Source organism: Azospira sp. (assembly GCF_030247495.1).
In the GTDB taxonomy this organism is placed as follows: Bacteria; Pseudomonadota; Gammaproteobacteria; order Burkholderiales; family Rhodocyclaceae; genus Azospira; species Azospira oryzae.
On the sequence record NZ_JAOTRW010000002.1, the window covers coordinates 639,272 to 658,165 of the forward strand.

20 protein-coding genes are annotated in these 18,894 nt (G+C 68.9%); 13 read left to right on the plus strand and 7 right to left on the minus strand.

Features of this window, described 5'->3' with window-relative positions; genetic code table 11:
• Positions 1-40: 40 nt before the first annotated feature.
• On the plus strand, positions 41-1,639 hold the full coding sequence (gene aceB, locus OEL49_RS02915) for a malate synthase A (protein WP_014235146.1): 1,599 nt from the start codon (positions 41-43) through the stop codon (positions 1,637-1,639).
• A 110-nt stretch (positions 1,640-1,749) separates the two neighbouring features.
• On the opposite strand, the gene OEL49_RS02920 is transcribed toward aceB, so the two are convergent.
• Together OEL49_RS02920 and OEL49_RS02925 are read right to left on the minus strand one after the other, a co-directional pair.
• A complete protein-coding gene (locus OEL49_RS02920) occupies positions 1,750-2,550 on the minus strand; it encodes a TIGR01458 family HAD-type hydrolase (RefSeq protein ID WP_014235147.1) in 801 nt (266 codons plus the stop codon).
• On the minus strand, positions 2,543-2,776 hold the full coding sequence (locus OEL49_RS02925; RefSeq protein WP_014235148.1) for a DUF2789 domain-containing protein: 234 nt from the start codon (positions 2,774-2,776) through the stop codon (positions 2,543-2,545). The genes OEL49_RS02920 and OEL49_RS02925 overlap by 8 nt, the downstream gene beginning before the upstream one ends.
• A 109-nt stretch (positions 2,777-2,885) precedes the next feature.
• Between OEL49_RS02925 and OEL49_RS02930 the strand changes: the two genes are divergently transcribed.
• The 3 genes from OEL49_RS02930 (at position 2,886) to OEL49_RS02940 (ending at position 5,860) form a co-directional block, all read left to right on the plus strand.
• Complete coding sequence (locus tag OEL49_RS02930) at positions 2,886-3,824, plus strand: hypothetical protein (protein ID WP_014235149.1); 939 nt, start codon at positions 2,886-2,888, stop codon at positions 3,822-3,824.
• 245 nt (positions 3,825-4,069) lie between these two features.
• Positions 4,070-5,260, plus strand: coding sequence for an acetylornithine transaminase (locus OEL49_RS02935; RefSeq protein ID WP_287873961.1), 1,191 nt, complete (start codon positions 4,070-4,072; stop codon positions 5,258-5,260).
• A gap of 153 nt (positions 5,261-5,413) precedes the next feature.
• Positions 5,414-5,860, plus strand: coding sequence for a c-type cytochrome (locus OEL49_RS02940; protein WP_130459083.1), 447 nt, complete (start codon positions 5,414-5,416; stop codon positions 5,858-5,860).
• A gap of 250 nt (positions 5,861-6,110) precedes the next feature.
• On the opposite strand, the gene OEL49_RS02945 is transcribed toward OEL49_RS02940, so the two are convergent.
• Together OEL49_RS02945 and OEL49_RS02950 are read right to left on the minus strand one after the other, a co-directional pair.
• Positions 6,111-7,190: a hypothetical protein gene (locus tag OEL49_RS02945; protein ID WP_287873962.1), complete on the minus strand. Its 1,080-nt coding sequence runs from the start codon at positions 7,188-7,190 to the stop codon at positions 6,111-6,113.
• Positions 7,191-7,319: 129 nt separating this feature from the next.
• The gene (locus OEL49_RS02950; RefSeq protein ID WP_014235153.1) at positions 7,320-8,606 is read right to left on the minus strand and encodes a hemolysin family protein; all 1,287 of its coding nucleotides are present in this window, start codon (positions 8,604-8,606) and stop codon (positions 7,320-7,322) included.
• A 214-nt stretch (positions 8,607-8,820) separates the two neighbouring features.
• On the opposite strand from OEL49_RS02950, the gene OEL49_RS02955 reads away from it, so the two are divergent.
• A complete protein-coding gene (locus tag OEL49_RS02955) occupies positions 8,821-9,183 on the plus strand; it encodes a CidA/LrgA family protein (protein WP_130459084.1) in 363 nt (120 codons plus the stop codon).
• On the plus strand, positions 9,180-9,935 hold the full coding sequence (locus OEL49_RS02960; RefSeq protein ID WP_130459085.1) for an LrgB family protein: 756 nt from the start codon (positions 9,180-9,182) through the stop codon (positions 9,933-9,935). Before OEL49_RS02955 ends, OEL49_RS02960 begins: the two co-directional genes overlap by 4 nt.
• Positions 9,936-10,018: 83 nt before the next feature.
• Here the strand turns inward: OEL49_RS02960 and OEL49_RS02965 are convergent, their stop codons facing one another.
• On the minus strand, positions 10,019-10,366 hold the full coding sequence (locus tag OEL49_RS02965; protein WP_014235156.1) for a nucleotide pyrophosphohydrolase: 348 nt from the start codon (positions 10,364-10,366) through the stop codon (positions 10,019-10,021).
• Positions 10,367-10,507: 141 nt separating this feature from the next.
• On the opposite strand from OEL49_RS02965, the gene OEL49_RS02970 reads away from it, so the two are divergent.
• The 5 genes from OEL49_RS02970 to fliD all read left to right on the plus strand — a co-directional run bounded on the left by OEL49_RS02970 (position 10,508) and on the right by fliD (position 15,014).
• Positions 10,508-11,200: a Bax inhibitor-1 family protein gene (locus OEL49_RS02970; RefSeq protein ID WP_287873963.1), complete on the plus strand. Its 693-nt coding sequence runs from the start codon at positions 10,508-10,510 to the stop codon at positions 11,198-11,200.
• A 129-nt stretch (positions 11,201-11,329) separates the two neighbouring features.
• Entirely contained in the window at positions 11,330-11,653 is a 324-nt protein-coding gene (locus OEL49_RS02975; protein ID WP_287873964.1) for a DMT family transporter, read from the plus strand.
• A 91-nt stretch (positions 11,654-11,744) separates the two neighbouring features.
• Entirely contained in the window at positions 11,745-12,575 is an 831-nt protein-coding gene (locus tag OEL49_RS02980; RefSeq protein ID WP_014235159.1) for an SIR2 family NAD-dependent protein deacylase, read from the plus strand.
• A 9-nt stretch (positions 12,576-12,584) separates the two neighbouring features.
• The gene (locus OEL49_RS02985; RefSeq protein WP_287873965.1) at positions 12,585-13,487 is read left to right on the plus strand and encodes a M48 family metallopeptidase; all 903 of its coding nucleotides are present in this window, start codon (positions 12,585-12,587) and stop codon (positions 13,485-13,487) included.
• 93 nt (positions 13,488-13,580) lie between these two features.
• Complete coding sequence (gene fliD, locus OEL49_RS02990; RefSeq protein ID WP_287873966.1) at positions 13,581-15,014, plus strand: flagellar filament capping protein FliD; 1,434 nt, start codon at positions 13,581-13,583, stop codon at positions 15,012-15,014.
• Between the two features lie 267 nt (positions 15,015-15,281).
• Here the strand turns inward: fliD and OEL49_RS02995 are convergent, their stop codons facing one another.
• On the minus strand, positions 15,282-16,331 hold the full coding sequence (locus tag OEL49_RS02995; RefSeq protein ID WP_287873967.1) for an ankyrin repeat domain-containing protein: 1,050 nt from the start codon (positions 16,329-16,331) through the stop codon (positions 15,282-15,284).
• Between the two features lie 115 nt (positions 16,332-16,446).
• On the opposite strand from OEL49_RS02995, the gene OEL49_RS03000 reads away from it, so the two are divergent.
• The gene (locus OEL49_RS03000) at positions 16,447-17,022 is read left to right on the plus strand and encodes an energy transducer TonB (protein ID WP_287873968.1); all 576 of its coding nucleotides are present in this window, start codon (positions 16,447-16,449) and stop codon (positions 17,020-17,022) included.
• 86 nt (positions 17,023-17,108) lie between these two features.
• Here OEL49_RS03000 and OEL49_RS03005 read toward each other — a convergent pair whose 3' ends face one another.
• Complete coding sequence (locus OEL49_RS03005) at positions 17,109-18,320, minus strand: CaiB/BaiF CoA transferase family protein (RefSeq protein ID WP_287873969.1); 1,212 nt, start codon at positions 18,318-18,320, stop codon at positions 17,109-17,111.
• Positions 18,321-18,405: 85 nt separating this feature from the next.
• Between OEL49_RS03005 and OEL49_RS03010 the strand changes: the two genes are divergently transcribed.
• Complete coding sequence (locus tag OEL49_RS03010; protein ID WP_014235165.1) at positions 18,406-18,816, plus strand: HIT family protein; 411 nt, start codon at positions 18,406-18,408, stop codon at positions 18,814-18,816.
• The last annotated feature ends 78 nt before the right edge of the window (positions 18,817-18,894 follow it).

An 18,894-nucleotide genomic window follows, 5' to 3' on the forward strand; every position in this document is an offset into this window, starting at 1 on the left:
CCCGATTACGCATTTTCAACGATTCAAACTAGGAGAGACCATGAGCCTGAACCTGCCCGCCGGTATGCAAATCACCGCTCCCATCCAGCCCCAGTACGAAAGCATCCTCACCCTGGAGGCCCTGGAGTTCGTCGCCAAGCTGCACCGCGCCTTCGAAGGCCGCCGCCAGGAACTGCTGAAGGCCCGCGTCGAGCGCCAGGCCCGCATCGATGCCGGCGAGATGCCCGACTTCCTGCCCGAGACCAAGCACATTCGCGAGGGTGACTGGAAGGTCGCCCCTTTGCCCGCCGCCCTGGAGCGTCGCCGCACCGAAATCACCGGCCCGGTCGAAGCCAAGATGATCATCAACGCCTTCAACTCCGGCGCTGATTCCTACATGACCGACTTCGAGGATTCCAACTCCCCCAACTGGGACAACCAGATCCAGGGGCAGGTCAACCTCTACCAGGCCATCCGCCGCCAACTCTCCTTCAAGAACGAAGCCGGCAAGGAATACAAGCTCAACGACCAGATCGCCACCCTGCAGATCCGTCCCCGGGGCTGGCACCTGGATGAAAAGCACGTGACCGTGGACGGCCAGCGCGTCGCCGGCGGCATCTTCGACTTCGCCCTGGTCTTCTTCCACAACGCCAAGGAACAGATCGCCCGCGGCGCCGGCCCCTTCTACTACCTGCCGAAGATGGAATCCCATCTGGAAGCCCGCCTGTGGAACGACATCTTCGTCATGGCCCAGGACCACATCGGCCTGCCCCAAGGCACCATCAAGGCCACCGTGCTGGTGGAAACCATCCTCGCCACCTTCGAGATGGAAGAGATCCTCTACGAACTGCGCAACCACTCCGCCGGTCTGAACGCCGGCCGTTGGGACTACATCTTCTCCTGCATCAAGAAGTTCAAGAAGAACAAGGACTTCTGCCTGGCCCAGCGCGGCGTCATCACCATGGAAGTGCCCTTCATGCGCTCCTACGCCCTGGCCCTGGTGCAGGCCTGCCACAAGCGCGGCGCCCCTGCCATGGGCGGCATGAGCGCCCTGATCCCCATCAAGAACGACCCGGTGGCCAATGAGAAGGCCCTGGCCGGCATCCGCCACGACAAGGCCCGCGATGCCAAGGACGGCTTCGACGGCGGCTGGGTGGCCCACCCCGGTCTGGTTTCCATCGCCCACGAAGAGTTCGTCAAGGTCCTGGGCGACAAGCCCAACCAGTGGGAAAAGCAGGTGGAAGGCTCCTTCGGTCCCAAGGACTGGCTCAACTTCCAGCCCGAGCAGCCCATCACCGAAGCCGGCCTGCGCAACAACATCAACGTCGGTATCCACTACCTGGGTTCCTGGCTGGCCGGCAACGGCTGCGTGCCCATCCACAACCTGATGGAAGATGCGGCCACCGCCGAAATCTCCCGCTCCCAGGTGTGGCAGTGGGTGGTCTCTCCCAAGGGCATCCTGGACGACGGCCGCAAGGTCACCGTGGAAATGGTGCGCCCCATGATCGCCGAGGAACTGGCCAAGGTGAAGGCCACCGTTGCAGCCCAGGGCGAAGACACCGCCACCTACGACCAGGCCGCCGTGATCTTCGACAAGATGAGCCTGACCCCGGACTATCCGGAGTTCCTCACCCTGCCGCTGTACGAAGCCATGGCCTAAGCCAGGTCGGCTACCCGCCAAAGAAAAAGCCCCGGGAAACCGGGGCTTTTTTTCAGACTGGGGGCAGGCGTGCGCTACCTAAATGGGTCATGTGCCGAAATCGCCCCCGCCTAATGTCCCAGCAACAGCGCCACCGCCGCGGCAAAATCGTCCACCACCCGGGCAGCCCGGATGTCGCCGGCGCTTTCATCCGCCGGGCGGAACTTGCCTGTGCGCACCAGCACTCCAGGCATACCCACGGCCTGGGCGCCACCGATGTCGTCCCGCAGGTCGTCGCCGATCAGCACCGCCTCGCCGGGAACCACGCCCAGCTCGGCCAGGGCGCCGAGGAAGAAGGGCGCCGCCGGCTTGCCCACCACTTCGGCCCGCACCCCGGCCCCGTATTCCAGGGCGGCGACGAAGGCCCCCAGGTCCAGGGTCAGGCCGTCCGGTTCCTGGAAATAGCGGTTGCGGGCCATGGCGATCAGGGGGCAGCCGGCCTGCAGCAGGCGGAAGGCCCGGTTGAGGGCATCGAAGGTGAAATGTTCTCCCGCATCCCCCAGCACCACCGCGTCCGGCTCGGGGTGGCTGGGACCCACCTCGTCGGCGATGGCCGGATGCACCAGGTAGTGGGGATGCAGCCCCCGCTGGCGCACCAGCTGGGCCGTGGCCCGCACCGCCGTCTGAATTTCTTCCGGCGCCACGGCCAGGCCCATGGAGTGCAGCAACTGCACCAGGGCCTGGCGTGGCGACCGGGTGGTATTGGTGAGAAAGCGCAGGGGCAGGCCGCTGGCGCGCAGGCGCTGCAGAGCCGCGGCGGCGCCGGGCACGGGGCGGTCGCCCACGTGCAGCACTCCGGCCAGGTCGATCAGCACGGCCCGGGGCTTTTGCGGCAGGGGCGGTGCCGACGGGACGGGATCGGGCTCAGCCATGGAAGCGGGCGTTGAGTTCGTCCACCACCTCGGCCCAGTCCGCGTCCTCCAGGATTTCCTCCCGCAGGAAGGCCGCCTGGGAGGGCGTCCAGAAGGGCGCGTCGGCCAGCAGCACATTTTCCGGCAGGGGGCCGTGCTGCTCGATGAAGCGGTTGATGGAGAGCCCGTCGGCCGGCAGGCCGAGCTGGGCAAAGAGATTGCTCATGGTCGGGGTAGGGAAGTCCATGCTTGACCTCCAGTTGGTAATGACGAGAAGCTAGCGGCTGCACCTACAACTATAGAACCCCGGACGGCGGCGAAGTTCACCCGCGGCCGAGCCGGGACCAAAAATCCCCATGGAAATCCTCGTCGACATCATCCTCAAGGCCGGCCGCTCCGCCGTCGAACTGTCCCTTTTCGTGCTGCTGCCGGTGATGGTGGTGATGCTCTCCCTGATGCGCCTGCTGGAGGCCCGGGGCGTGGTGGACAAGGTGGTGGCCTGGCTGGCCCCGGCCCTGAAACCCTTCGGCCTCACCGGCCTGGGGGTGTTCGCCGCCCTGCAGATCAACTTCGTCAGCTTCGCCGCCCCCATGGCCACCCTTTCCATGATGGAGCAGCGGGGCGTCTCCAACCGCCACATCGCCGCCACCCTGGCCATGGTCTTCGCCATGTCCCAGGCCAATGCTGCCTTTCCCATGATGACCATGGGCCTCAACTTCGGTACCACCCTGGTCTTTTCCCTCCTCGGCGGCCTGGTGGCCGCGGCGGCCACCTACTACCTCTTCGGCCGCGGCCTCTCGGCGGAGGAGGCGCGGCTGGACGAAACCCTGCACCACCCGGTGGCGGAAGACGCCAAGGGCGTGCTCGACGTCATCAACCGGGCCGGGGCCGAGGCCTTCAAGATCGCCGTGGGCGCCATTCCCATGCTGGTGCTGTCCCTGGTGGCGGTCACCGCCCTGAAGCGCTTCGGCGCCATCGACCTGCTGACCCAGTGGCTGACCCCGCTGCTGGCCCTGGCGGCCATCGACCCGGTGCTGATCCTGCCCAGCCTGACCAAGGTCCTGGCCGGCGGCACCGCCATGATGGGGGTGATGGACGACATGCGGCGCAGCGGCCAGGTCAGCGCCGAACTGCTCAACGCCAGCGCCGGCTGGCTGATCCATCCCTTCGACGTGCCCGGGGTGGCGGTGATCATCTCCGCCGGCCGCCGCGTCGCCGCCGTGTGGAAGCCGGCAGCCCTGGGCGCCTGCGTCGGCATCGGCGTACGCACCCTGGGCCACATCCTGGCCGCCTAGGGCCGCAATGACACACTGTTACGAAAAATTCACGCCGGGCCCGCACCGGCTGTGGCAAAGTTGCGCCATGGACCTCCTGACCCGCACCTGTTCCGCCTCCCGACGCCGCCGGCATTTTGCCCGGTCGCCGTCGCTCGTCCCCAGGTAAGGCAGCATCCCCGAAGTCCTCCGACTTCCCTACCCAAAGGCCACGGCAACCCCGTGGCCTTTTTGTTTTTTCACCATCCCGCAAGGAGAAAGAAGCAATGGAAACACCCTTCGCCGCCGACCCTGCCGCCAACGCCCTGATGTGGATCACCCAGCGCCCCCAGCTGGTCTTCGCCGAAGGGCGCGGCTCCTGGCTGGTGGATCAGCAGGGCAAGCGCTATCTGGACTTCGTCCAGGGCTGGGCGGTGAACTGCCTGGGCCACGGCCATCCGGCCATCGTCGAGGCCCTGGCGAGCCAGGCCGGCAAGCTGATCAACCCCAGCCCGGCCTTCTACAACGAACCGAGCCTGAAGCTGGCTGCCGGCCTGGCGGCCCACTCCTGTTTCGACCGGGTCTTCTTCGCCAGCACCGGGGCCGAGGCCAACGAGGGCGCCATCAAGCTGGCGCGCAAGTGGGGGCAGAAGCACAAGGGCGGCGCCCACGAGATCATCACCTTCGCCGGCGGCTTCCACGGCCGCACCCTGGCCACCATGTCGGCCTCCGGCAAGCCGGGCTGGGACACCCTGTTCGCGCCCCAGGTGCCGGGCTTTCCCAAGGCCCAGCTGAACGACCTGGATTCGGTGGCGGCCCTCATCAACGAGCGCACCGTGGCCATCATGCTGGAGCCGATCCAGGGCGAAGGCGGGGTGGTGCCGGCCAGTGTGGAATTCCTGCAACTGTTGCGGCAGATCTGCGACGACCGGGGCCTGCTGCTGATCGTGGACGAGGTGCAGACCGGCATGGGCCGCACCGGCAAGCTCTTCGCCCACCAGCACGCCGGCATCGAGCCGGACATCATGACCCTGGGCAAGGGCATCGGCGGCGGCGTGCCCCTCTCGGCCCTGCTGGCCAAGGAATCGGTCTGCTGCTTCGAGGCCGGCGACCAGGGTGGCACCTACAACGGCAATCCGCTGATGACCGCCGTCGGCGTCGCCGTGCTGGAAGTGCTGACGGCCCCCGGCTTCCTCGATGAGGTGGCGGCCAAGGGCGAGTACCTGGGCGCCGGATTGCAGCGTCTCTCCGACCGGCTCGGTCTCCGGGGCGAACGGGGCGAGGGCCTGCTGCGGGCCCTGCTGCTGGCCGACGAGCGGGGCCCGGCCATCGTCGAGGCGGCCCGGGAGCGGGGCCCCGAGGGTCTGCTGCTCAACGCGCCGCGGCCCCACCTGCTGCGCTTCATGCCGTCCCTGACGGTGAGCCGGGAGGAGATCGACCAGATGCTGGCCTGGCTGGAGGAACTGCTGGGGGCCTGAGGCGGCCCAAGCCCTGTCCGGCCGCCCCAAGCGGCCGGACCAACTCTGTTACAGGCAGGCCCGCCCGTCCCCGGCATAATGCCGCCCTGAGTCGTCCCATCCCGTGCCGCACCGCGGCGCCTGCCCAACCCCAGCCCAACGCCCGGAACACCGATGCGCAAAAAAATCCTGCTTCTCTCCCTGGCCCTGCCCCTGCTGCTCACCGCCTGCGGCGAGCCGGCCGACACCCATCCGGACAAGCCCGTGACCCAGCGCCGGGCGGCCTTCAACACCATCCTCAAGGCCTTCGAGCCCATGGGCATGATGCTGCGGGACAAGCGCTACGACGCCGACGCCTTCCTGCAATCGGCGGAAAAGCTGGAGGCGGCCAAGGAAGGGCCGTGGCGCCATTTCACCGCCGACAGCAACTACCCGCCGACCAAGGCCACGGACAAGGTGTGGAGCGAGGCGGCCCAGTTCGAAACGGAACGCCAGGGCTTCCTCGCCGCCACCGGCAAGCTGCTGGAAGCAGCCCGCAGCAAGGACGAAGCCAAGGTGCGCCCGGCCTACGAGGCGGTGCACGACGCCTGCCGCAGCTGCCACAAGACCTTCAAGAAATAAGGCCCGGGGGCCGGTGGGAGCCGGCCCGCTTTCTCCTGCACCTGGCTTCGGCCGCCCGCTCTGACCAGCGGCCACCCCCATTGTCCGGGGCTCACCCGCCGCGCTCGCCGGCATTCGCCGCTGCCCGCGGCCAGGGCGAACGCCAGTCCTTTCCCCACGCCTGACGGCGCTGCCACTGTTCCTGCGACACGGCCATCCTTACCGCCAGGGTCTGCCCTGCCATCCAGGCAGGGAGCCATTCTTCAGAGACTCATTCGCCACCGCGGCGCCGGCGCCAGGCCTCCAGCAAGGGGCGGCTGCGACCGTTGCCTGGAGCCGCCTCCACGGCAGGCCCGGCCGCGAGCGGCGTCCCGTCTGCCTGGAGGGCCGGGCCGTCCTGCACCTCGCCGCTGACCCAGGCCCGGCGCAGGGCGGCGCCGCAGCGGGCGCTGGCCACCCCGGCGGCCCGTTCCAGGGCCTGCCGGGCCAGGATGCCGTAGAGCTGCCGGTCGGCGCTGATCCAGGGATAGAAGCCGAAGGCGCCGGCGCTGGAAAAGGCGCCGTCGTCTCCCGGGCCGTCCTCCACCCAGTGGTGCAGGCTGTAATGCCAGGGCCGGGGCACCGGGCTGCGCACCGCCCCGGGGCAGCTGCCCGGCTGGGTGCATACCGCCTCGGCCCCGAGCAGATGCCCCAGTTGCAGGCTGCCGCCCATGAGACCCCGCAGGAAGGCGGCGTAGCCGTTGGCGGAGGCGGCCATGCCGCCGGCGGGCTGGGGACTGCGATAGTCGATGCCGGCCGCCGCCGGCAGCACCCGGTGCAGGTCCCGGTTGAGGGCGGCCAGGTCCAGGTCGCCCAGGCCCAGGGCCACTGCCAGTTTCTGGGCGTGGCCGCCGCCGTAGCTGAAATGGCCCACGTGGGCCGGGTCCCGCCCCCCGTTGTCGCCCTGGGCGAGGCACTCGGCCACGGTCTTGCTGCGCACGCAGGAGCGGTGCTGCAGGCGGTCGTCGCCGGCCTGCATCTGCAGGGCCTGCACCGCCTGGGGCGGCAGGCGGCCGTCGTAACGCTGCGCCGCATAGGCGCCGAACACCCACTTGGAGGCGGAGGCGATGGGCATCACCGTGTCGGCGCCGATCTGACGTCCCCCCGGGCTGCCGCGGCTGCCCCGGGCCAGGGGGCCGCGGCGGTCGCCGATTTCCCAGTAGAAACTGCCCAGGCCTTGGCACAGGGGCGAGCGGTCCAGGGTCTGCTCCACGGCGGCGCGGCGGCTGTCCATATCGGCCGCCCAGGCGCCGGCGGCCGCGGCCAGCCAGCAGGGCAGGAAGAGGAGGTGGTGGCGGGGGCGGAAGGTCATGGCGCGGCACCGGGGAAGAAGGAAGATGCCGTCAGGATAAGGGGCCGCCGATGGGGCATGGGTAAGCAGGTGTAAGCAATTGCAAACGCCGGCGGCGCCTGCCGCCGGGGCCGCCTGGCCGGTGCGGCTTCAAGGCTCCAGGCGCTTGGCCAGGACTTCGTCCACCCGGTTCTTTTCCATGTCCATGACCTCGAAGCGCCAGCCGGCCCACTCGAAGGATTCGGTCTTCTTGGGGATGCGCCCCAGCTGGTACACCACGAAGCCGCCGACGGTGTGGTAATTGCCCAGCTCCTCTTCCGGCAGCTCGGCCAGGCCCAGTAGTTCCTTCAGTTCGTCGATGGGCAGCAGGCCGTCCAGCAGCCAGCTGCCGTCGCTCCGCTGCAGGGCCATGGGCGCCTCGACGGCGCCGGAGAGGACGTCGCCCACCACGGTGCCCATGAGGTCGGAGAGGGTCACCAGGCCCTCGGTGCCGCCGAATTCGTTCACCACCAGGGCAATCTGGGTCTGGTTGGCCTTGAAGAATTCCAGCAGGCCGATCAGGGACAGGCTGTTGGGCACGTAGAAGGGGGCGTTGGGAGACAGCTTGCCGAAATCCAGGCTGCCGTCCCGCAGCAGGGCCTGCAACAACTCACGACCCTCGACGAAGCCCAGGGGGGTACCCAGGCCGCCCTTGCACACCAGGAAACGGGACACGGCCCGCTCCTGCAGCACCTTCATGTTGGCCTCCCGGGGCAGGGTCAGGTCCAGGTAGGCGATGCCGGTGGCCGGGGTCATGATGGCGCCGACCCGGCGGTTGTCGAGGCGGAAGACGTTGCCCAGGATTTCGCTCTCGGTCTGGTCCAGCACCCCTTCTTTGCGCCCGGATTCGATGAGGAAGCGGATCTCGTCCGCCGCCGAGGCCTCGGCCGAGCCCTTGCTGGGAAAGAGGTCGAGGATGCGGTCGGAAACCCAGGAGACGATCCACACCAGGGGCCGGGACAGGCGCAGCAGCCACACCACCGTACCGGCCAGGGCCACCGCCGTGGCCTCGGGCTTGGCCAGGGCCAGGCGCTTGGGCACCACTTCGCCGAAGACCAGGGTGAAGAAGGTGATCACCGTCACCACGCCGCCCAGGGCCAGGCCGTAGGCCAGACTGTCGCCCAGGCCCAGGCTCTGCCGCAGCCATTCCTCGGCCCGGGGCACCCACAGGGATTCGCCGAAGACGCCGGAAAGCATGGCCAGGGCGGTGATGCCCAGCTGGGTGGTGGCCAGCAGGCGGCTGGGATGCTGGCGGAAACGCAGCACCGTGCCGGCCCCCAGGGAGCCTTCTTCGGCCAGCATGGCCAGGTGGGAATTGCGGCTGGCGCCCACGGCCATTTCAGCCAGGGACAGCAGACCGCTGCTCAATACGAGAAAAACCAGAATCCAGATATCCATGATGCCTCCAGGTGCCCGCAATCCTTGCTGGGGGCCGGTTGGCCGCCGGAGACGGGCACAACAGCGTCATTCTACCCCGGCCCGGTGACGGCACCCGGGCCTGGCGGAGCACCATTCCCCATATAAAAGTATCGTATCCAAGAACTTTTAAGGTCTTAAAGATATTTCCAGGCAGGAATACACTGGCGACCTTTCCCCATTTCCCGGAGGCGCCATGCTTGCCGCCCTCACCCAACTCCTGCTGTTCCAGCTGGCCGGCGAAGTCATCGCCCACGGCCTGGGCCTCGCCGTGCCCGGCCCCGTCATCGGCATGGTGCTGCTGTTCGCCTTCCTGGTGCTGCGCCAGGGGCCCGGCCACGACCTGCAGCACACCTCCCAGAACCTGCTCTCCCATCTCTCCCTGTTGTTCGTGCCCGCCGGCACCGGGGTCATGCTGCATCTGCACCGCCTGCAGGACGAGTGGCTGCCCATCCTGCTCTCCCTGCTGCTGAGCACCGCCGTCACCCTGGCCCTCACCGGCCTGCTGCTCAAGGCCCTGAGCCGCCGCGCCGCCCCCGGCGGGGAGACCCGGCCATGAGCGCGCCTCTCGCCACCGCCCTCGGCGCGCCCCTGGCCCAGATCTGGGTCTATCTTTCCGCCTCGCCCCTGCTGGGCCTCACCGTCACCCTGCTGGCCTATCAGGGCGCCTTCGCCCTCTACCGCAAGGCAAAGTTTCACCCAGCGGCCAACCCGGTGCTACTGGCGGTGGCCTTCCTGGTGGCCCTGCTGGCCATCACCGGCACGCCCTACCAGACCTATTTCGACGGTGCCCAGTTCGTGCACTTCCTCCTCGGCCCGGCCACCGTGGCCCTGGCCATTCCCCTCTATGCCCAGATCAAGCGGGTCAAGGCCATGTTCTGGCCCATCCTCATCGCCCTGGTGGCCGGCTGCCTCACCGCCGCGCTATCGGCCATGGCGGTGGGCAAGCTCTTCGGCGCCAGCCTGGCCACCCTGCTGTCCCTGGCGCCCAAATCGGTGACCACGCCCATTGCCATGGGCATCGCCGAACGCACCGGCGGCCTGCCGTCCCTCACCGCGGTACTGGTCATCACCACCGGCATCCTCGGCGCCGTGGGCGCCCGCTACCTGTTCGACGCCCTCAACATCAAGGATCACGCCGTGCGCGGCTTCGCCATCGGCATCGCCTCCCACGGCATCGGCACCGCCCGGGCCTTCCAGGTGAGCGAACAGTGCGGCGCCTTCGCCGCCCTGGCCATGGGCCTCAACGGCGCCCTCACCGCCCTGCTGCTGCCCGTGGTGCTGCCGTGGGTGAAGGGCTGGCTGGGCTGATGCCCTGAGGACCAGAAGGGATGCGGCTGCCGGCCATGGCACGGCGGGCATGCCCGTCCCTGCTGGCTGACGGAGCCCCCCTCCTAAAGCTTCGTGTATTTCACCGCCCGCCCCTGCACCTTTTCCGGCGGGTATTTCTGGCGGTTGAGTTCCATCTTTTCGGCGAAGGCCGCGGCCAGGTCGATTTCCAGCAGGTCGGCGACCCGGATCACGCCCATCAGCACGTCCGACAGTTCGTGCCCCACTTCCCGCCGCTGCTCCGGCGTCAGCTTGAAGCTGTCGGCCTCGGACAGCCACTGGAAATGCTCCAGCACCTCGCCGGCCTCCAGGGTCATGGCGATGGCCAGGTTCTTCGGGTTGTGGTGTTGATCCCAGCCCCGCTCGCTGACGAATTGGCGGACGACGGCTCGCAGTTCTTCCAGTTGGCTCATGGCGGCAGGGGCAAGGAATGGGAAGCCGCCATGATAGCGGAGCCGTGGGGCAGGGCCCTCCTCCGCCCCCTGGCCGAATGCCTGGGCAGCCATTGCGTAACGCCAATGGCATAATTGCATTTTCTCCGTAGCGCGCCCGCCATGCTCGACACCCTCTACGGCAAGACCTTCCTCATTCTCACCATCCAGCTGGCCCTGACCTGGGCCAGCACCTTCCTCTTCATCCTCTGGCTGCGCCAGCGCTACTACGCCCGGGCGGCCTGGGTCGGCGGCAGTCTGCTGGAATCCGGCGAGCTGGACCTGGAGCTGGACTGGCAGGCCGTCGCCCCCTGGTTCTGGCTGCTGCTGGGGGTGGATGTGGCGGTCTTTCTCCTGCTGCTCTTCGTCGGCCAGCACAACCTGGCCGTCGGCCTGCCCCTCTTCTGCCTGTGGTCGCTGCTGACGGGCATCGAGCTGGCCCTGGCCCTGGTGTCGGTCGACGAGAACCTGGGGGGCAAGGTCCTGGCCCTCACCGCCATGCTCACTTTCGCCGCCTTCCTGGTGGGCGCCTATGCCGGCATCGACTTTTCCTTTCTCGGCAGCACCCTCTTCGCCGGCCTCACCCTGGTGCTCCTGGGGGGCCTCTACCGCCTGCTGTTTTCCATCTCCGACGGCTGGCGACGCCTGCTGGCCCTGTTCGGCTGCGCCGTCTTCGTCGGCTACCTGGTGTTCGACTTCAACCGCCTCACCCGCAGCCCCCGCAACGACTGGGAAAAGGCCCTGGACCTGGCCATCAGCCTGTACCTGGACATCATCAACCTGTTCCTCCACCTGCTGGACCTGCTGCATCGCTGAAGCGGGGCCGGCCGTGGCATAATCGCGCCCCTCCCGGCGCCGCGGCGCCCGGACGGCGGCGCCTTCTCCCGGGTTTCCAGACGCCCCGTCCCGTTCCCTGAGCCCGATCTTCTTGCACAGGAGCAAGCTATGGTCGGCTATTGGCTGATTCTCGCCGTGGCGGTGGTCACGGAAATCCTCTGGGCCCTGAGCCTCAAATACATCCAGCAGCATCCCGGCCCCTGGCCCGTGGCCGCCTCCCTCGGCCTGACCCTGGTGAACATGGCCCTGCTCTCCCTGGCCATGCGGGGCATTCCCGCCGGCGTCGCCTACGCGGTGTGGACCGGCCTCGGTGCCGTCGGCGTCGCCATCTGCGGCGCCCTCTTCTTCGGCGACCAGCTCAACAGCGGCCAGATGGGCGCCATGGCGGTGGTCATCGCCGGCGTGGTCGGCATGAAGCTGGCCACCGGCTGAGGCGGCAGCAGGACCGGGCCGGCGGCGGCCCCTGTGCGGCGGCCGCCGCCGGCATTACACTGGACGTTCCGCCACGCCCGTACGTCCGCCCATGCAGGACCCCATCACCACTGCCGCCCAGTACGTGCTCGAAGCCGACGGCCTGCTCATCACGGCCGGCGCCGGCATGGGCATCGATTCAGGCCTGCCGGACTTCCGCGGCCCGGAAGGCTTCTGGCGGGCCTACCCGGCCCTGGGACTGCAGCGCCTGATGTTCGAGGAAATCGCCTGCCCCGACGCCTTCGTGCGGGACCCGGAGCAGGCCTGGGGCTTCTACGCCCATCGCCTCAACCTCTACCGCCGCACCACGCCCCACGCCGGCTTCGCCCTGCTGCGGGCCATGGCCGAGCGCCTGGAACGGGGCGCCTTCGTCTTCACCAGCAACGTGGACGGCCAGTTCCAGAAGGCCGGCTTCGACGAACTGCAGGTGGCCGAATGCCACGGCAGCCTGCACCACCTGCAGTGCTTCCACGACTGCCGGGGCCACATCTGGCCGGCGGCGGATTTCGCGCCGGAGGTGGACGAGGCCCGCTGCCGCCTGCGCTCGCCCCTACCCCGCTGCCCCGACTGCGGCGCCCTGGCCCGGCCCAACGTGCTCATGTTCGGCGACTGGAACTGGCAGTCCGGCCGCACCGAAGTACAACGCCAGCGCCTGGAAAACTGGCTGGCCACGGTGCAGCGCCCGGTGGTGATCGAGCTGGGGGCCGGCACCGCCATCCCCACGGTGCGCTGGTTCGGCGAAATGCGCGGCGCCCCCCTGATCCGCATCAATCCCGGCGAAGCGGAGGTATGCACCGACCGCGGCGTCAGCCTGCCCCTGGGCGCCCACGTCGGTCTCCAGGCCATGGCCCGGGAACTGCGGGCCGCCGGCTTTCTCGATTGACCGCCGTTGATGCGTCTCCATCGCCGCCCCGGGCTTGAAGCCGGCGCCGCCGCCCCCAACTCCATGCTGTCATTACTCCCTGTCGCCGCCATGCCCAGCCGCCACCGTTGCCTCGCCCTGCTCTTCCTCGCAGCCCTGAACGCCGCGCCCCTGGCCGCCCAGGAAGGCATCGACGTGGGCAAGCCTTCGGCCCTGCGCCGGCTGGTGCCGGCGGAGCAGATCGAGCGCCAGGCCGGCCAGGAATACGAGCAGCTGAAGCAGCAGGCCGCCCGGCAGCGGGCCCTGGCGCCGGCGGACCATCCCCAGGCGCGGCGCCTGCAGGCCATCGCCCGGCGCCTGATCCCCTTCGCCGACCGCTTCAACCCCCGGGCCGGACAATGGCGCTGGGAAGTGAACCTGATCGGCTCCCGGGACATCAACGCCTTCTGCATGCCCGGCGGCAAGATCGCCTTTTTCACCGGCCTGGTGGAAGGCCTGAAGTTGACGGACGACGAGATCGCCGTGGTCATGGGCCACGAAATGGCCCACGCCCTGCGCGAGCACGCCCGGGAGCAGACGGCCAAGAGCGGCCTGACCCAGCTGGGCGCCAGCCTCCTCGGCCAGTTCGTCGGCCGGGGCCAGTACGCCGACCTGTTCCAGTTCGGCGGCAACATGCTGAGCCTGAAGTTTTCCCGGGACGACGAGAGCGAGGCCGACCTGGTGGGCCTGGACCTGGCGGCCCGGGCCGGCTACGACCCGCGGGCCGGCATCAGCCTGTGGCAGAAGATGGGCCAGGCCTCCGGGGGCGGCGGCAACCTGGCCTGGTTCTCCACCCACCCGGCCGGCAAGGACCGCATCGGCGACATCCGCCGCCACCTGCCCCAGGTCATGCCCCTGTACGAGAACGCCCGTAAAGCCACGGAGAAAAAGTAGGCATTTGGCGGCAAATGTCTCGTATTTCACGGAAATTGCCCCATGCCGGTGCTATAAAGAAAGCGTCCCCCTGCCTTTTACCGGGAGTACGCCATGGACAGCAGCGGTCTCACCTCCATCTACGCCTACTACAACCCCTATGGCCTATACGGCCTGGGCGGTCTGTCCTCCCTCGGCGCTGTCGCAGCTGCCAACCGCAGCCAGGGGAGTTCTTCCGTATCCGGCAGCGGCAGCAGTTGGACCACGGTTTCCAGCCTGGGCCAGACCTTGAGCGCCGTCAGCAATCTGCAGACGGCAGCCGAGAAGCTGACCAAGCCCGGCGCCTTCTCCTCCCTTTCCGTCGCCTCCTCCGCCCCCACCGTGGCCCGGGGTAGCGCCGCGGAAGGCACGGCCCAGGGGGCCTATACGGTGCGGGTGGATCAGCTGGCCCAGCAGCAGGTGCTCACCTCCGCCGCCCAGGCCACCCAATACACCGCCATTGGAAGCGGCGCCGACACCACGGTCAATTTCCAGTTCGCCAACGGGCGCAGCGCGTCGGTGGATGTCGGCGGCGGCGACAACACCGTCAAGGGGCTGGCAGCTGCCATCAACCGGGCCGACATCGGCGTTTCCGCCAGCGTGGTCAGCGGCCCCACCGGCTACCAGTTGCAGCTTTCCGGCGAAAGCGGGGCGGGCAATGCCTTCACCGTCAGCGCCAGCGGCGACAGCACCCTTTCCGACTTTTTCAGCAGCCCGCCGGGCGGCAACGGCCTTTTGCTGACCCAACAGGCCCAGGACGCCAAGGGCTCGGTGAACGGCAGCGCCTTCACCTCCGGCACCAACACGGCCACCACCTCGGTGGAAGGTCTGACCCTCAAGCTCAACGCCACCGGCATCACCAATCTCACGGTCGGCGGCAATGCGGACCAGGCGGCGGCGGTGACCGACTTCGTCAAGGCCTACAACGCCGTGCAGAGCGGCCTCAACAGCCTGTCCCGGGAATACGCCGGCTTCAACCTGACGGCCCCCTATCTGCGCAACACATTGAGCCAGGCCCTGACGCCGGGAGCCGCCGCGGGCTCGGGCAACATCCAGAAGCTCGCGGACATCGGCATCAGCAGCAATGCCAACGGCAGCCTCAGCGTCGATACGGAAAAGCTGCGCTCGGCCCTGAGCAGTAATGCGGACGCGGTGGCCAGCCTCTTTTCCACCGACAAGGGCGAAGGGGTGGCCGATCGCATCCTGGCCCAGGTCAGCGAAGACGGCGCCCTGGCGGTGGACAACCTGCTCAAGTCCGCCGCTCCCAGCCTGACCACCGCCGGCCTCAGCACGGCCAACCTGCAGAGCAATCTGCTCAACGCCATGTTCAACCAGCAGCAGAACTGGCTCAGCCAGTACAGCGGCCTGGGCAACCTGACCGCCTCCCTCGGCAGCACCGACTCCCTGCTGAGCAGCCTGCTCGGCAGCAGCAACAACAACCTGAGCGGCCTGGGGCTGATCGGCGGCCTGAGCAATCCGGCCACGGTGACCTCCCTGTTCAGCAGTTGAGACCGGGAGCGGGCTGGCTCCAGGCTTATGCCCCAACGACAAAGGCCGCCCGCGGGCGGCCTTTGTCTTTCGTGGCAACGGACGGGTGAAGCGGACGGAGCGCTATCGAATCATCCAGGCGCCAGGCGCCATCGGTGGTCGACAGCCGAACTGGCCGCGGCGACAAGCGCCGGCAGCGGAAACGCCGTCAGACGAGAACCAGGAACAGCCCTCCCCGCAGACGCCCGCCGGACGGCCCTTAGCGGGGCGCCACGGCGGGACGGCGCATCAGCGCTTCTTCGCCGGGGTGGCCTTGCCCCGTGCCGCTGCCGGCTTCTTCGCGACGGCAGGGGCCGCCGGCTTGCCCACCAGGCGTGCCTTCTGGACCTGGGGGTTGGCGCGGCTGGCGGAGATTTCCAGGCCGATGGCCGGCGGCAGGTCCCGGGCGCCGGGGGGCAGGCGGGCGTAGCGGGCCCGGGCTGCGGAGATGCGCTGGTCGATGCGGGACAGGTCGTAGCCCTTGGCCTCCATGGCCCGCCGCACTTCCAAGAGGCGCTGGATTTCCGCCGGCACCTTTTCCGACTTGCGGGCCACGCCCCAGTCGGCCTTGGGCCGGTTGGCGGCGTCGATGAATTCTTCCGGATTGGTGATGACCCGGGCCACCTTCAGGTGGTCGTATTTCATGGCCCAATCCAGGGCGGTCTGGCCGTTCTCGTTGCGCAGCTTGGGGTCGGCGCCCCATTCCATGAGACGCACGGCCAGGGCGTCCTTGCCTTCGTAGGCGGCCATCATCAGCACCGAGGAGCCGTTGGGGGCCTGGGCATTGACGTCGGCACCCCGCTTCAGCAGATATTCGGCCACCTCGGCGTGGCCGGCGAAGACGGCGTAGTGCAGGGCGGACCAGGCATAACCCTCCCGGTTCACCTGGGCGCCATGCTCCAGCAGCCACTGCACCGCCTTCAGGTGGCCCTTCCAGGCCGCCAGCAGCAGGGCCTGCTCGCCCTTGTCGTTCACCGCGTTGAGGTCGGCGCCCCGGGCGTGGAACAGCTCCATCAGGGCCACATTGCCCTCCCAGGCGCCGATCATCAGGCCGGTGCCGACCCGGTCCGCCTGGTAGTCCGGCGGCAGGCCCGCGTCCAGCCATTCCCGGGCCTGGTCCAGGTTGCCCATTTCCAGGGCGACGCCGAAGCTGATCGGGCTGGGCGGCTGGAAGCCTGCCGCCTGCTGGGCCAGGGCCGGACCCGTGCCGAGACACAGGCCGAGGGCCAGGGCGGCGAGGAGGCGCCGGGCCGGCGTCGCCGGGTGGCTGCGGGTGGGCAGGGTGGGGGAAAATTTCATCATTCGCTTCCGTTGTGCCGCCGAAGGCGCTTGCATCGCCCCCCCGGCTTGTGGTCTAAAGACGCTTTTGCTCACGGCCCGCAACGGGCCCCTTGCGATCCTTCTGCGACTGCCGATGCGGTTCCACCGGTTTCACGCCGCCCTTCTCTGTTCTCTCGCGCTCCATGCCGCCGCGCTCCTGCTGCTGCCGCCTCCGGCGGCGCCGGCCCGGGCCGCCGTGCCGTTGCAGGCGCGCCTGCGGCCGCCGCCGGTAACGCCTGCCGCCCAGGAACCGCCGCCGCCACCGCCCCGGGAAGAAGCAGCGCCGCCGCCACCGGAGAAACCTGCGACCGCCAAGCCCAAGCCCGAGAAAAAGGCCCCGGCCAAACCGGCACCGGCCCGCTTCAAGGAGCCGCCGGCCAGCTTCAACGGTTACCCGGTCCTGGCGGGGAACGCCGCCCGCAGCGCCTTCAGCCAGCTGGCGCGGCAGCCCCTGTATCCGCCCGAGGCCATTGCCCGGGGCCTGCAGGGCGAGGTATTGCTGCTGCTGTTCCTCGACGCCAACGGCAATGTGCAGGCGGCCCGGGTGGAGCGCAGCAGCGGCCAGCCCCTGCTGGACCAGGCCGCCGTCGGCGCCGCCCGCCAGCTCAAGGCCCTGCCGGAAGGGGCGCCCCGGGAGGCGATCCTGCCGGTGCGCTTCAAGCTGGACTGAAACGGCCGCCCTCCGGCTCAGGCCGGAACCGCCGCCGGAGTACCTGGCGGCAGCGGCAACGGCCCCAAGCCGAGGCCCCTATTCTCTCAGATTGCCCCGGCCTCGCGCAGGGCGGCGATGGCCTCGGCGTCGTAGCCGAGCCGGGTCAGCACCGCCTCGGTATGTTCCCCCAGCCCCGGCCCCAGCCATTCGGTGCCGCCAGGGGTGGCAGAAAGCTTGGGCACGATGCCCGGCACCTTGAAGTCCTTGCCGTCCGGCAGGCGGGCGGACTGGATCATCTCCCGGGCCAGGAACTGGGGATCGGCGAACATGTCGGCCACCGAATAGACCCGGGAGGCGGGCACCTCCGCCGCTTCCAGCTTGGCCAGCAGTTCGGCCTCGTCCAGGCCTGCCACCCAGGCGTCGATCAGGGCGTATACCTCGTCCCGGCGCCCATCCCGGCCGGCGTTGTCGGCCAGGCCCGGGTCGGTGGCCAGATCCTCCCGCCCCAGGGCCCGCATCAGGCGCTGGAAGATGGCATCGCCGTTGGCGCCGATGGTGACGAACTTGCCGTCCCGGGTCTTATGGGTGTTGGAGGGGGTGATGCCGGGCATGATGTTGCCGGTGCGCTCCCGCACGAAGCCGAAGACGTCGAACTCGGGCACCAGGGATTCCATCATGGCGAAAATGGCCTCGTACAGGGCCACGTCCACCACCTGCCCGTTGCCCCCTTGCACCTCCTTGTGGCGCAGGGCCATGAGGGTGCCGAAGACGCCCCACAGGGCGGCGATGGAGTCGCCGATGGAAATGCCGGTGCGCACCGGCGGCCGGTCGGCAAAGCCGGTGATGTAGCGCAGGCCGCCCATGCTCTCGCCCACGGCGCCGAAGCCCGGCTGGTCCTTGTAGGGCCCGGTCTGGCCGAAGCCGGAGAGGCGCAGCATGACCAGGCCCGGGTTGAGGGCGGAAAGTTCCTCCCAGGAGAGGCCCAGTTTTTCCATGACCCCGGGGCGGAAGTTCTCCACCACGATGTCCGCCTCCGCCACCAGCTTGCGCACGATGTCCCGCCCCTGGGGATGCTTCAGGTTCACCGTCACCGACTGCTTGTTGCGGGACTGGACGAACCACCACAGGGAGGTGCCTTCGTACAGCTTGCGCCACTTGCGCAGGGGATCGCCGCCGTCCGGCGACTCGATCTTCACCACCTCGGCGCCGAACTCGGCCAGCAGGCGGGAGGCGAAGGGCCCGGCGATGAGGGTGCCCAGCTCGACGACCTTGAGGCCGGCCAGGGGCTTGGGAGGACAGGAGGCGGCTGCGGACATGGGGGCGGAACCTGTAAGGGAAGGCGCCATTATGCCCGCTCCGCCCCCTGGCCTATACTGCCCGCCACAGCCACGAGGAGAAGCCATGAACCAGACCGTTTTCAGCCGCATCATCAACGGCGAACTGCCCTGCGCCAAGGTGTACGAGGACGGCCACGTCTTCGCCTTCATGGATGCGGGCCAGGTCAATCCGGGCCACGTCCTGGTGGTGAGCAAGAAGCCCTTCGAGACCCTGCTCGACGCCGACGAGGAAACCGCCGCCGCCCTCATGCGCGCCGCCCGCAAGATCGCCCTGGCGGTGCAGGACGCCTTCGGCCCCGAAGGCATCACCATCCTCCAGGCCAACCGGCCCCAGGGCTGGCAGACCGTGCCCCACCTGCACCTGCACGTGCTGCCCCGCCACGCCGGCGACGGCGTCGGTCTGGTGTGGCCGCGCAAGGAGCCGGGCCTGGAGCAGTTGCAGACCCTGGCGGCAAAAATAAAGGTAACGGACTGAAGCTGCGGGTAAAATACGCCCCCTTCGCCTGTCGCCCGCCCCCCGGCGCGGCAGTCCGGCGGCACCGACCCCAGCTCC